This window comes from Candidatus Zixiibacteriota bacterium (genome assembly GCA_036480375.1).
Classification (GTDB): Bacteria; Zixibacteria; MSB-5A5; order GN15; family JAAZOE01; genus JAZGGI01.
This window is the reverse complement of record JAZGGI010000043.1, coordinates 12,942-27,067: the sequence shown is the minus strand read 5'-3', so window position 1 is coordinate 27,067 and position 14,126 is coordinate 12,942. Positions and strand designations below refer to the sequence as shown.

13 protein-coding genes are annotated in these 14,126 nt (G+C 45.3%); 12 read left to right on the top strand and 1 reads right to left on the bottom strand.

Features of this window, described 5'->3' with window-relative positions:
• Window positions 1-92 precede the first annotated feature (92 nt).
• The 12 genes from pilM to V3V99_13230 all read left to right on the top strand — a co-directional run bounded on the left by pilM (window position 93) and on the right by V3V99_13230 (window position 13,711).
• Window positions 93-1,145 (top strand): type IV pilus assembly protein PilM, encoded by a 1,053-nt coding sequence (gene pilM, locus V3V99_13285; GenBank protein ID MEE9443632.1) that lies wholly within the window; start codon window positions 93-95, stop codon window positions 1,143-1,145.
• Between the two features lie 3 nt (window positions 1,146-1,148).
• A complete protein-coding gene (locus V3V99_13280) occupies window positions 1,149-1,823 on the top strand; it encodes a PilN domain-containing protein (GenBank protein MEE9443631.1) in 675 nt (224 codons plus the stop codon).
• A gap of 15 nt (window positions 1,824-1,838) precedes the next feature.
• Window positions 1,839-2,441, top strand: coding sequence for a type 4a pilus biogenesis protein PilO (gene pilO / locus V3V99_13275; protein ID MEE9443630.1), 603 nt, complete (start codon window positions 1,839-1,841; stop codon window positions 2,439-2,441).
• A 16-nt stretch (window positions 2,442-2,457) separates the two neighbouring features.
• Window positions 2,458-4,206, top strand: coding sequence for a hypothetical protein (locus V3V99_13270; GenBank protein ID MEE9443629.1), 1,749 nt, complete (start codon window positions 2,458-2,460; stop codon window positions 4,204-4,206).
• Window positions 4,207-4,225: 19 nt separating this feature from the next.
• Window positions 4,226-5,578 carry a type IV pilus secretin PilQ gene (gene pilQ / locus V3V99_13265; GenBank protein MEE9443628.1) on the top strand — a complete coding sequence of 451 codons (1,353 nt, stop codon included), beginning with the start codon at window positions 4,226-4,228 and terminating at the stop codon, window positions 5,576-5,578.
• 98 nt (window positions 5,579-5,676) lie between these two features.
• The gene (locus tag V3V99_13260; GenBank protein ID MEE9443627.1) at window positions 5,677-7,791 is read left to right on the top strand and encodes an Ig-like domain-containing protein; all 2,115 of its coding nucleotides are present in this window, start codon (window positions 5,677-5,679) and stop codon (window positions 7,789-7,791) included.
• A gap of 149 nt (window positions 7,792-7,940) precedes the next feature.
• A complete protein-coding gene (locus V3V99_13255) occupies window positions 7,941-9,578 on the top strand; it encodes an AMP-binding protein (GenBank protein ID MEE9443626.1) in 1,638 nt (545 codons plus the stop codon).
• 2 nt (window positions 9,579-9,580) lie between these two features.
• Complete coding sequence (locus V3V99_13250; GenBank protein ID MEE9443625.1) at window positions 9,581-9,997, top strand: secondary thiamine-phosphate synthase enzyme YjbQ; 417 nt, start codon at window positions 9,581-9,583, stop codon at window positions 9,995-9,997.
• Between the two features lies 1 nt (window position 9,998).
• Window positions 9,999-11,012 carry an S-methyl-5-thioribose-1-phosphate isomerase gene (gene mtnA / locus V3V99_13245; protein ID MEE9443624.1) on the top strand — a complete coding sequence of 338 codons (1,014 nt, stop codon included), beginning with the start codon at window positions 9,999-10,001 and terminating at the stop codon, window positions 11,010-11,012.
• 724 nt (window positions 11,013-11,736) lie between these two features.
• The gene (locus V3V99_13240) at window positions 11,737-12,324 is read left to right on the top strand and encodes an outer membrane beta-barrel protein (GenBank protein MEE9443623.1); all 588 of its coding nucleotides are present in this window, start codon (window positions 11,737-11,739) and stop codon (window positions 12,322-12,324) included.
• Between the two features lie 157 nt (window positions 12,325-12,481).
• Complete coding sequence (locus tag V3V99_13235) at window positions 12,482-13,009, top strand: hypothetical protein (GenBank protein ID MEE9443622.1); 528 nt, start codon at window positions 12,482-12,484, stop codon at window positions 13,007-13,009.
• Between the two features lie 198 nt (window positions 13,010-13,207).
• Window positions 13,208-13,711, top strand: coding sequence for a hypothetical protein (locus V3V99_13230; GenBank protein MEE9443621.1), 504 nt, complete (start codon window positions 13,208-13,210; stop codon window positions 13,709-13,711).
• 86 nt (window positions 13,712-13,797) lie between these two features.
• Here the strand turns inward: V3V99_13230 and V3V99_13225 are convergent, their stop codons facing one another.
• Window positions 13,798-14,055 (bottom strand): Trm112 family protein, encoded by a 258-nt coding sequence (locus tag V3V99_13225; protein MEE9443620.1) that lies wholly within the window; start codon window positions 14,053-14,055, stop codon window positions 13,798-13,800.
• Window positions 14,056-14,126 lie beyond the last annotated feature (71 nt).

Genomic DNA, 14,126 nt, shown 5'->3' with positions numbered 1-14,126 from the left:
CGGTATGGTTGTCGTTAATCTGGGTAAATAAATTGTCTTAAGAAGACGATATACAGATAGAACAAACACAGTCAAATATAAGAAGAGAGACCATGATATTTTCACGAGGCAGTAAGAGTTTGATTGGGCTGGACATCGGGGCCAACTCGATAAAACTGGTTAAGCTTAATCATACCAAAAACGGTTACGCGGTTGATGCCCTGGCGATGCGTGAATTACCTCCCGAGGCAATCGTTTCTGATGAGATTCGGGACCGCGAAGCGGTTATTTTCAGTATTCAATCCGTTATGGATGAATGTGAAATGAGCACCAAAAATGTTGTTGTCGGATTGTCAGGCCATTCGCTGATAACCGATAAGCTGGTCATTGACAAAAAAACGGGGGCTGAGGCGGAACAGGCGATATTATTTGAAGCCGAGCAGAGATCTCCGTTTGATGTGGAAGATGTCGCTCTTGATCATCATGTTATTCGGATAAACGAGGAAACCAATAAAATGGAAGTTCTATTGGTAGCCGCTCGAAAAGAATATTTACAGCAATACCTCGAACTCATTATGGATTGCGGTTTGAATCCGGTTGTTGTTGATACTGATGCATTCGCCGTTTACAACGCCTACGTCAATAATTATGAAGTTGATCCCAATAAAACTACCGCTCTGGTTAACATTGGACAGGATATGACCAATGTTTTATATCTTCATCAAGGCTACTATCACTCGACCCGAGACGTTGCGATCGGCACCCGCACTATCTTCAATTCCGTACAGCAGGAATTCAGGCTGAACCATGAATTGACCAGCAAGGCCATAAGAGGCGAAACGCAGGGGGCAATCGACCAGGATATGCTTAAGGCCGCAATTGTTTCATCCTCCGAAGACATTATTAACGGATTGGAACTGGCCTTCAACTATTTCAAATCCCAATCCAATGCCGAAACAATTGACTGGATGGTCGTCTCGGGTGGTGGTGCGTTAATACCGTATCTGCCCGAATATATGCAGTCGAAACTTCAAATTCCTCTGGAAATATTTAACCCGCTGAGAAACGTGGAATATGACCCCGAGAGATTGATGGGCCTTGAACTTGAAAAAATCGCTCCTCTCCTGGCAGTGCCGATTGGAATGGCGATGAGGAAGGCGGTGTAGATTATGGATATGATTCAAATAAATCTGCTGCCAAAGGAATTCAGAAAAAAAACCGGCGGTATATCGATCGGCAAAAAAGGATATTATGTCATCGGCGGCATGGCCGGCGTTATTCTTATGATTGCGGTTATTTCATTTTATCAAATGGCTCAGCTAAGCGAGCTTGATGACAAAATGAAAATCGCGAGATTTCGAACTCAGCAATTGAGAAAAGATATAGCTGTTGTTGACGCGCTTATAGATGTCAAAGAAAAAATCGTCAAACGCATGGAAGCGATCGACAAACTCGACCAACACCGTACGGTTTGGGTAAGAATTCTGGAAGATGTTTCTCGGCGGATTCCGGAATTTATGTGGCTGTCCACTTTCTCCGAAGAAATAGCAAAAGCCCCGGCCCCAACCGATACAACATCCAAAGTGCAGGCACAACCTACGACTCGACCGGTAAAAATCGAGGGGTATGCGTTTACATTAAATTCCCTGGCCAATTTCATGATCAAAATCATGCGTTCTAATTTTTTCAGTGATATTGAGATGGCCTCGACTGAGGAAGTTCAATTTCAGGAGCAAAAAGCCTATACCTTTAAGATTAATGCCACCTTGCATTACTTATCTGATGAAGATCTCAAAAAGCTTCTGGAAGAGGAATCCGGCCCCAAACTCTTGGCCGGTTTTTAGAGGAGATCACGGGAGATGGATTTCAAGGACCCCAAGGTTCAAAAAATAGCGTTGGTTTGCGTTGTCTTTTTTATTTTCATCTACTTCTGGTACTCGCGGATTTATACTCCCCAGGCCAGCCAGATTGAATCCAGGCAGCGCGAATATCAAACGATGATTACCAATCTGCGAAATGTCGAGATGAAATCAAAATCCCTCGAAGCTTTGCAGGCCGAATATGAATCATTGTTGTCGAAATATCGGGAAATCGAGGAGCTCTTGCCGGAAGTCAAAATGGTGCCGTCATTCCTGGTTCAATTGCACACCGCGTCATCTCTAACCGGGACCAAAATACTCTCAATCGAGCCCCGGGAAACTCAATCCGAGTCCTTTTATAATGTGGCCGGTTATGACATTGAGCTTGAAGGCGGATATCATGAATTCGGCAAGTTTATCGGCTATATCGCCAATTTTCCCTTCATCGTCAATGTCAGCGATGTCAAGCTGGAAGCGACGACGGCGGCCAATCTTGGTTCCGAATCGGATAAGGTCAATAAAGAGATCACCATGAAGGCATACTTTACGCTGTCCACATATTATGTCAAGGCCGAAGAAAGGCTCAAAGAGCTTGATTTATAAACGGAGAAGATCGACCATGTCGCGTACATACAAAATTTCAGTATATGCATTGTTAATCATAATAATATTCGCGGCCAATATTTTTGCCGCATCAGCGAAAATCGGCCGCCTGGGGTTATCCAAAGAAGCGAACTTCACGGTCCTATCGATTGAAGCTGATAAGCATGTTCAGGTCGCTCATCTGTCGGTTGAGGCAAAAGAGGGCAAACCTTTCAGAATCGTTATTGATTGTTTGGCGTCTCGGCATTCATTGCCTCAAAAATCGTTCCAGGACATTCCAACTTCGATAATTACTTCAATTCGCACTTCTCAATACTCGGTCGATCCCGAAAAGGTTGTCCGGATAGTTCTCGACCTGAAAGCCGAATCCATCTATCGGGTAGAATCAAAAGACAATACGGTACGAGTCTTAATTTCTGACGCCGGTACGAAAACCTTCAGCCAATGGTCATCTCCTCGAGCTACAGGTTTTATCGCAAAAGCGGAACCGGATGCAAAAATGGTCACTCCTGATAATAAAGCTAAAAAAACGGAGACTAAAGTTAAAACGGCTGCCAAACCTGAAATACAATTGGCCCACATACAAAAGGCGAATAAATCAGAAAAGCAACTGGCTCAAACTGAAGCGAAAAATAAAAAGATCAAGCAAAAGAATGACTCGCCCATAGATGAAAAACCGGTTCCTCTTCAGGAAAAGCTTGCACTGGCAAAAGTAGATAAGACCAAAAACAGCCCTGTAATCAAAAAGGCTAAGTCCAAACCAACAATGGTAAAAGAATCCAAAACGGTCGCGGAAAAACCAAAGCAGGCTAATGTCTCAATTTCAAAATTGACGGTTATATCACCTCAACCGCTGAAAAAGGCCGAAGTCAAAAAGAGCTCGATAAAAACTGCCGAGATTAAAACGGCCAGCAAAAACACTAAATTTAATGTAAAACAACTAAAAGGCGATTCGGTTAATCGGGCTTTGGCTTTTGCCGCCGTTCCTCAGAAGAATAAAGTTCCTACTCCCGGTGACGCTCCGAAATCAAAAGAATCAAAGAGCAAGGACGTTCATAAAAAACCGGCCCAAAAATCAGAAATTCCGGAGAAGCAAACCAAAATTGCTGCCGTAAAATCTACCGATACAAAAACGGTTGAGAATCCAAAAGTTACCGTTGCTCAAAAACAACAGAAAGTCGAAAAACCAAAAGCCACCATAGCCAGCAAGAAACCGGTTGGCAATGAAACAAAGGCAAAACCGGTCCAGGTAAAGAAGGCTGAAAAAGAAACGGTATTGGCCTCTCTGGATACAGGCAAACCAACGGCCGCGAAAAATGAACCAAAGGTTGAGATACAAGCCAATAAAGAAAAAGATAAGAAAGATCGTTCTCGATTCCGCAGGGATGCGGCCAAGTCGGCAAAATACAAGCAGACTCAGGTCGTTCAATTTCCTCAAAGAATGGTCATCAAATACAAAGGCGCTTCCGCTCGCGATCCGTTCGCTACATTAATAGACGTTACCAAACGGAATTTGGGTCCCGCTGATTTATCCAGGATTCTTAATATTGAGACCATGAATTTGGTCGGAATTATCGATGCGGCTCCGGGTGGCAAAGACGCGGCCCTGCTCGAAGATCTGGACGGTATTGGGTATATCCTGAAAACCGGAGACAAGGTTAAAAACGGATACGTTGGTCAAATAAATAAACAAACGGTTTATTTCCAGCTTAATGAATACGGCTGGAGCCGAACCATTGTCAAACAATTGGAAAAAGAAAAATAATATAGAGTGAGGTACTCCGATGTATAAGACCGGAAAAATTACACTGGTACTTTTCGGCATCATGATTTTCATGACTTCAATGGTATCAATTTCCCCGGGACAATCTGGTGATGCGATCGAACCCATAAAAACGCTCAATTATCAGGCAGCCGAGATTCGTTCCGTAATCCGTCATCTTGCGGATTATGGCAACATCAACGTTGTTGTGGCGCCGGCGGTATCGGGCAATGTCACTATCTCTTTGAAGAATGTGACCTGGCAAAACGCTCTTGAAATAATCGGCCGCACCTACGAACTGGCCGTTGTTTTTGAGGAAGAGGAAGGTTATATCAGGGTCCTGCCCGCGGTCGACTACCGCAAGGAAGTCACCGAAGAAAAACAACATGTCGTTGATCAGCGGAAACTGGCTGAGCTGGAAACCCGAATTATCCGCATTAATAATTCAACCTCGGAAAGCATAAAGGACGCCGTTCAGTCATTGCTGACAGATCGCGGCAAAGCGACAGCCGATCCTCGCACCAATTCGATAATCCTTCAGGAAATTCCTGAAAATATCGAACGTGTTCTTGAATTTGTTACCACTCTCGATTCGCCCCCGCGACAGATCCGAATTTCGGCCCAGATGCTGGAAGTCAGCTCAAGTGAATTGACCGAATTCGGCATTGATTGGACATTGAACGGCGCCGGTGGTGATTTCACTACCTTGCCATCCGATGATAAGATGATTCTTGATGGCTTCGGGGCCGGCGATGTTGTCGCCGAAACCCGCCAACGGACGATGCAGACATTGAATGATGTCGCTAAACCTTCCGGTCAGTTCTGGACAAGAATCATACAGGACGATTGGGATTTGGAGGCTACCATATCCGCACTGGTATCCGAAGGACGCGGCAAAATTATCGCTCACCCGGAAATTACCACGATTGATAATGAAGAAGCCAATATTCAGATGGGGCAAAAAGTTCCAATTAAGCAGTTTGACCAAAACGGAAACACCGTTATAAGTTTTGAGGAAGTCGGAACGATGCTTAAAGTAACGCCTCATATCACATCGGATGATAAAATCCTGATGCACATGATTCCGGAACGCTCGACTTATGAGTTTAACCCTAACGGTGTCATTATCAATACCAGTAACGCTGAGACTAACGTCGTCGTGCAAAACGGCCAAACGGCGGTCATCGGCGGTCTGACTACGCAGGATGAGGTTGAAACTGAAGTTGGCATACCGGTTCTGAAAGATATTCCCATACTGGGAGCGTTATTCAGCTATACCAAGAAAGAAATCAAAAACCGCGATTTGGTTATCTTTGTGACTCCGACTATAGTCGAAGACTTTGCCGTGGTTGATAAAAATTTAGATACCCCATAAAGGGATGAAAAGTTTTACCCCCGGATTAAATATCCGGGGGTTTTGTGATAAACAAATTCGATTAGTAAAAAACGAATCACAAATTATAGGGAGGCGATATGTCTCTGCGCTCAATTTCTAAATACTCGCTCCTTATGGCAGTAGGCGCCCTTTTCCTGGCGCTGTTTGTCTTTCAGGGATGCGAAACGACAAAACAACCATCGACTCCTTCCGGTGGATCGGGATCATCCGAGGTAAACTTAAGCCAGCCCACGGCCAATCCGGCCGCTTTTGAAGAAGGAATGACTTCAATCGTTGAAGTTACCGTCACCGATGAAAATGGCGATCCAATCGAAGGAATTGAAATAGCCTTTGGAGTAACGCCTGTTACCGGAGGTAGTTTCAATCCTCCCTCGGCGACGACAAATGCGCTGGGAATTGCCGCCACGATCTTTACTCCGGCCGAATCCGGCTCTATGCAAATATACGGCGCCTATGGTACTGAATCTTCACCTTACGCCAATTTGATTGTTGCCGCGGGTAATCAAACCACAAGCGGAAACCTTACGATGTCCATGTCTCCATCTCTGCTTATGGCTGATGGAAGTTCAACCGCGACGATCGTCATTCAGGTAACCGATGCCGCCGCTAATGTGGCGCCGGATTCAACGATTGTAAAACTCGCCGCCGGTGAAAAATTTGATGATGTTGATGGCAATGGCTACTGGGGCCTTGGCGATTCATTGCTGTTTGATTATAATGCCAATGAAACCTGGGATCCCGTCGGAATTATCCCCGCCGTGGCCTATACTATTGACGGAAGCGTTACAGTTACCTATACGGCCGGGATGGAAGCTACTACGGCATTTATCAAAGCGACCGTTACAGGCACCGGGGCATTCGATGGTTCAGTCGAATCTTCAATTCAATTGACTCCGAATGCAACCGTTCATGCCATTGAGATATCAACCGATGTGACCGGCATCCAGGTGCGTCATACCGGCGGTCTTGAAATGACCAATCTTGAGGCGATTTGTTATGACGCCAATGGCAACACCGTACCCGAAGGCATTCCGGTGCAGTTTATTATTGCCGATGGTCCGGACGGCGGAGAAAATATCAATGGTCTCGGGGCCGGACCGGTCACGATGATGACCAATTCTCAAGGTGTTGCGACCGCCCAGGTATGGGCCGGTACGATTTCAGGTACGTTAAGGTTATACGCCAGTTCCGGTGTAGTTTTATCCAACGCAACATTTGTCGCCGTCTATGCCGGACCTCCGTATTATATATTAGTAGGAGCTGATTTTTGTAATATAGACGGATGGAATACGGTCAATCGTGAGCAATATGTTGATGCCGTTGTTTCCGATGTCTATCATAACCCGGTTCAGGATTCTGTCGTTGTTTATTTCACTGTCGATGAAGGCGTCATTGATGCCTATAACATCACTTCGGATTCAACAGGTATGGCACAGGTCATTTTCCGCACTGGAGCGCCTCAGGGTGATGGAGTTGTTTGGGTATGGGCTGAAACCTCAGGCGGAACAGTTGTTTGTTCAACTTATTTCTATAATACATCACCACCGGCTATAATTAACCTGTCAATAGATACAGCTAGTGTAAATGCAGATCCGGATGGAATCGCAACTGTAACTGTTGAAGTTCTCGATGTCAATGGAAATTTTGTAAAAGATGAAACCGAAGTTTTAGGTGAAGCATCATACGGTTCTGTAGCCGGTGGCTCAACTCATGACGGCTGTTATGCATCATTCCTTGAAACGAAATACAGACCAATAATTCCTTTGAAACGGGATTATTCTACTCCGGGAGGTAACGATGACGGCATTGGCGCAATAGATAAATTATCCTTTGAGTCCGGTTGGGCCAGAGCGACAATTGCCTGTACATTATATACCGATATTGCCAACTATGGAGAATCGAGTATGACGCTCCGTGAGTCAACTATCCCTTATGGAACGCCAGAGAATATTGTTGAAGTTATCATTCTCGACAGATATGGAAATCCGTTAGGTGACCATACCCTGACGGCTACGATCTCAAATGGTACTATGAATGTCGCCACCGATGAAACAAATCAATACGGTGAAGCATTTGGTATGTGGTTTACCGCTCCGGCCGACAGCACTAACGGAACTTCAGCGATAATTACGGTTACAGATACAGATCCAAAAGGCGGCATTAAACTTAAGACTTCGGTAACCTATGAATAATTTATAGATAGACTAACTCTAAACGCCGGCTGATTTTTCATCCGGCGTTTTTTTTATTGCCTATTTTGGTCAGATAAAACCCTTTCGTTTCGCGAACGCCTTAGTTATATTTCTCGGGCCAAAATATTAACCGAAAATGAGTAAAACGGATGAATACTACACATCCAAATATCGCGGCCCGCTTTTTTGCGACCGTTGATAAATATGGCGATAAACCGGCGGTCGGGATGGCCGGGGAAGATGCCTATTTAACCTATTCGCAATTGGGGATCAAGGTTCGCGAATGCGCCGCTTATCTTGGCCGTCTCAAGCCTCTCGAACCAATTGGATTATTATCGGAAAACCGTCCTGAGTGGGGAAAAGTCTATTTTGCGATCCTCGCCGCGGGAGGCAAAGTCATTCCGGTTGATTCATTACTCAAGGAAAATGAATTGGTTCGCGTCTTTTCCGAATCGGGCATGACCCGGTTATTTGTTTCGCATAAATTCCTCGAGATCGCCGAGCGAGTCGCGTCCAAAATAGACAATCCACCGGATTTAATAAATCTTGAAACCATCCCAACCGATAACACATCCGGTTTTGAACCAGCTTATTCAAACAACGGCGACGATCCGGCGGTTTTGATCTTTACCTCGGGCACCACCGGAAAATCCAAAAAAGTCATCCTGACCCATAATAATTTATTGAGCAATATCGAAGGCATCCTGCGGCGCATGGATTTTTCGCAAAGTGATAAATTTTTATCGGTACTACCTCTGCATCATACTTTCGAAGCTACCTGCGGGCTTCTCACACCGCTCTTAAACGGTTGCTCAGTCTATTATATTAAAGAGCTAAACTCCCGGGAAATTCTGGGAGGGATGAAAAAACACAAAATTACAATCTTCATCGGCGTCCCGCTCCTTTTTGAAAAACTATATCAGGGTATTCTGAGTGGCATAAAAAGAGCCCCGTTCACAAAGCGAGCCCTATTCGGTCTTCTTATGAACACCGCCAAAACGCTATATTCCCTGACAGGTAAAAACGCCGGGAGGAAATTATTTTCAGGTCTCAGACAAAAGGCCGGGCTCGACAGTTTACGCCTGATGGTCTCCGGAAGCGCACCCATCTCGGTTGAAATCATAAAGGGATTCTATCTGCTTGGATTCAACTTTATCGAAGGGTATGGCCTCACCGAAACCTCTCCGGTTATATCCGCCAATCCTCTCGATAAACCCAAATTCGGTTCGGTCGGACCGGTACTCGATAACGTCGAGGTGCGTATCGATTCCCCCAATGAAAACGGTGTCGGTGAGATTATCGTTAAAGGACCGATCGCGACTCCCGGATATGAAGACAATCCCGAAGCGACCTCCGAACTCTGGAAAGACGGCTGGCTGCATACAGGGGATCTGGGATACCTTGATGACGAAAATTATTTATATATTTGCGGTCGCGCCAAAAACCTGATAGTTTCGGCGGCCGGGAAAAACATCTATCCCGAGGAAATCGAAGCTCAGTTGATGCAATCACCGTATATTCAGGAAGTCGTTGTTTACGGCAAAATATCAGATGCGGGCAGGGAAGAGGTCGCCGCGCTGGTTTATCCCAATTTTGAATTGCTCGAAGCGGAGTTGGGCAAAAAGCCGGAAGATATAACCGACGATGAATTGAAAACCAACGTTGGAAATGATATTCGCCGTCTCTGCGCCGATATAGCCGATTTCAAGCGCGTCAAACATATCCGGTATACTCGTGAGGAACTTGAAAAAACTTCCACCAAAAAAATCAAAAGGTACGTTTACTGATTATGGTTGTCTCCAAAACAATTCATCTCTCATCCAGAGGATACTGCGACATCCACGACATCACCCTCGAAGTATCTGAATGCGTAAAATCGAGCGGAGTATCGAAAGGCACCGTGACGGTATTCGTTCCTGGAGCAACCGGAGGATTGACGACAATTGAATTCGAACCGGGACTTTGCGCCGATTTTCCTGAACTGATGGAAGAGATGATTCCCTCGGATAAAACCTATAAGCATGACCAAACCTGGGGCGACGGCAACGGCTTTTCCCATTTGCGCGCGGCCATGATCGGACCCGATATCACTGTCCCGTTTGTATCCGGCAAATTGACCCTGGGAACATGGCAGCAAATAGTTTTCCTCGATTTTGACAATCGCGGCCGCGATCGCGAACTGATCGTTCAGATTGTTGGAGATTGATATGAATTTTGAGACCATCGCCGTTAAAGATAAAAAGTTGGTATTGCTCGATCAAACCGTATTACCGGAAAAAACAGTATATAACCAGTACACCGATTACCGGGATGTCATCGCCGCCATAAAACGCCTTGAGGTACGCGGCGCGCCGGCGATTGGTATTGCGGCAGCATACTCGTTGGCAATGGCGGCCGAAGCCGACGTTGATATAACACTCGATCATTTGCGCCAGCTTATGATCGCCATCGGTAAGGAAATCAAAAACGCCCGTCCCACGGCGGTAAATCTCGCCTGGGCGATTGACCGCTGCCTTGACGCCGCCGCCAAATATGAAGGTGACTCGATCGAAGAATACCGAAATCTCCTCTGGGCCGAAGGCGACGCCATTCACGCCGAAGACAAAGAAATGTGCGACGCTATGGGTCGCTACGGCGCCGAACTATTAAAAGACGGCATGACCGTCCTGACGCACTGCAACGCCGGGGCGCTGGCCACCGGAGGAATCGGAACAGCTCTGGCGGTGTTTTACAAAGCCAGAGAAATGGGCAAAAATATCAAAGTGTTTGCCGATGAAACCCGTCCTCTGCTTCAGGGCGCCCGGCTGACCTGCTGGGAACTTATGCAGGACGGTATCGATGTCACGCTTCTGACCGACAACATGGCCGGGTATGCGATGGCTCAAGGCAAAATCGACGCTGTCATTACCGGCGCCGATCGCATTACCAAAAACGGTGATGTCGCCAACAAAATCGGCACCTATTCAGTGGCCGTTCTGGCCAGAGAACATGGCATCCCGTTTTATGTCGCCGCGCCCGATTCGACTTTTGATAAATTTTTGGAATCCGGTAAAGATATCATCGTCGAAGAACGCGCTCCCGAAGAAGTGACCGAAGGATTCGGCAAACGAATCGCCCCCGAAGGCGTTAGAGTTTATTCCCCGGCATTTGATATCACTCCGCACGAACTTGTCACCGCCTACATCACCGACACCGGCATCAAACCGGGAGGGAGGGCATAGTCTTATTTGTCGGGTTTCTCACTCTGTTCGGAACCCGACCTACCGGACTGTAAGTTTGTTTGTCGTGGCTGGTGTACGTCCTCATACCTAGGCAAAACAGTATCTCGATCTAGTTTCGATCCAGTCCAGCGACGAGCACGACTCTGTTGATCGGCATACACTGGCTGATAACCTCTCTGTTTACTAATATTTCGCACTCTAATATAAAAGATGTCAAAATAACATTTGCCGGGTGCCCCAAGTCTTCAGACTTGGGGAAAGATAACTTCTACACATCATCTATCGGCACGATCTTCCGCCCATCCAGGCAGGTTCCCGCATGGAGCATTTACAATTATCCAACCAATCCAACGCAATTTCCGAATTCATCCGCATATTGTAGGATGATAACATCAAATTTTATTTATAATTATGCCATAGGGCCTTTTGTCAGGTTTCTCGCATCGACCCTATCGGGTCTGTCGCTCGGAACGCCGACAAAAAACAGACCCCCGCTTGTCGTAATCACCACCGGTTTGATATGACCCAAAACGTTAATCTGAGGAAACAAACCCATTTTTTGAATGCATGACGGCACGCGAAAAAAAACAATTATCAGGCTATATTCTCATCAATATCTGCCGATAGAAATCTTAAGGAAACGAGTGTGCGAAAAATGAACATGAAATTAATGAATTCGCAAAGCAATAGCTCTATTAACCAACTTTTTCTTCAAGGAGGAAAGATGAAGAAATTAGTTTTAACTTTGACAGTAATAATGCTCTGCGCCGGCTTAGCGTCCGCGCAGATCAGCAAGCCGTTCAACGTGTATGTCGGCGGCGGACTGGGAATGGTTCAGGGTGATGTCGGTACCCTTTATAAAACCGGTTATCACGGCGTAGCCGCGGTTGGCTTTAACGCCGCTCCGATGATTCAGTTTATAGGTAAGGTTGAGTATCATAGCTTTGGTTCCGATATGGCGCCTACTCTCGGGATTGGTCTCGATGGTTCGCAGCGCAACTTAATGTTCGGTGGCGCCGCCAAATTGCAGCCTTCACTTCCCGCTTTTCCGTTGAAAGTTTATGGTTTGGCCGGAATCGGCATGGCTTCTGTACAGGCTCCTGACCTCGTCATAGTAAATTTGATTACCAGTGAGCAGGTCACGATCACGCCTCCGAGCCAAAGCAAAATGTATTTTGAAATCGGCGCCGGCGCTGAACTGCCGGCCGGCCCCAGCCTGTCGATGTTTGCCATGGTTCGCTACGTCAGCATTAGCCAAGAGGGGGGTGGATCATTTAATTACATTCCGATTACGGTTGGTCTGAAGTTCTAAATGATTTTTCAAATAATTATTCAAAAACCCTCTGCCCGACAGGCCGAGGGTTTTTTGTTGCCTAAATTAATAAATGCTTTTATGCTAATCACATCGTTTGATATAATATGAATTTACCGGCAAATATGTTTGGTGATCATTTTACCAGGGAGGTAACATGAAGAAAATTATTCCTGTCCTGATTTTTATTTTTCTTTTCACCGGAATATCAATGGGGCAGACCAGTAAGCCTTTTGATATATATGCCGGAGGAGGCATTTCAATACCGCAGGGCAATGCCAGTGATTTCTACAAAAACGGTTTTAACGGTTTGGGCGCGATGGCTTATAATGCCATGCCGGCCATGAAATATTTCGTCAAGATCGAATTAAATTCATTCAAATCTGACAGTACAGCGCTGTTTGATGTAACTCAAAATAATCTTCTCCTGGGTATTGGCGGGATATTAGCTCCCCAAATTACGGGTGCGCCGCTTAAGCCATTTGGCATTGCAGGGGCCGGTATCGCGTCGATTAGCTTCTCCGAAGGCGGAGGATCGATCTCCAAGTTTTATTTTGAATTCGGCGCCGGGGCAAAATTGGGTTCCGGTTCGGCCGCGTTCTTTATAATGGCGAGGTATGTCAGCATCGCTACCGAAGTGGAATCATTTAATTTTATCCCGATTACAGTCGGCATAAAATTCTGATTCGGAAAGATTATTTTATTTGCGAAAATCATCTCTCGTTTAATCAGGAGATGTCTAAATTTTATTGTTGACCTAAATACCATGATGTCGCTAATTGATACCATGAAAGCAAGGGATTATTTCATATTTTGCGTATTCTTATTTTGCCTGAGCTGCTTAATCAGTTGCGAGCAGTCGGCAAAATCTGAAACACGGCAAATGCTGCCGTTCTCCCAAATCGATTCATTAATCGGCGACTCTTATGAGATTGGGCAGACTGGTAAATCCATAAAGCCACCGATAGGATTTGTTCAACCAGTTGATTCCATAATAGATTTAATCCGGAATACAATGATTAATGAGCAGGGATATGGCGAAGGCTTGACATTGGTGAACTGTTTTTTAGATACGATCAATCAGGCGGGACTATTAATTACCAAAATCGATGGTGTGAATTTAATGGGGGATACGGCCGCGTTTATTAATAAATACCGCGAAACTCTTCATGGATTATACGGGGCCGAGAATATAACAGAAGCGTCGGGTTGGCTGGGATTGATATTCATAAAAAACTTTGTAACCAGCGACGGCAATATCGCCAGATTCTACGCCATCTGTCTGGATTCCACCGAAGCCGCCCTGGAATTGAGTTATTTTATACCGGAAAATCAAATAGCAAGTATTATCGAGTCAGTTCACTCTTCGGTGGCGTCAATTAAATAGCTGATACAGATTTATTGATATTCTATTATTCACTATTCATGAATAAGCATAAATAAGTATAAATGAATCATGTATGCAAATAGTGCCTACAACTGATTTGCTGCGATAGCCTCATCGATCAGCATGACCGGGATACCTTCGTCGATACGATAAATTGTTTTCTCGTCAACCGTTATTATAGCTTCCGGAATGGTATCTTTGAGCACCTGACCTTCGCGGTTCTTGATGATCCCTTCGCCAATTAACTCATTAAGTCTTTTGAGTTTTTCCTCATCAAGCATTTTGACCGGTTGTTTGGTATTGGGGCAACATAATACTTCAAGTAATTGATCATTTATCGGCACAATAAATTCCTTTTCAAAAGTAATTATTAAAACAAATCTAAAAAAAAAGACCGTGAAGTCAATATAAATTC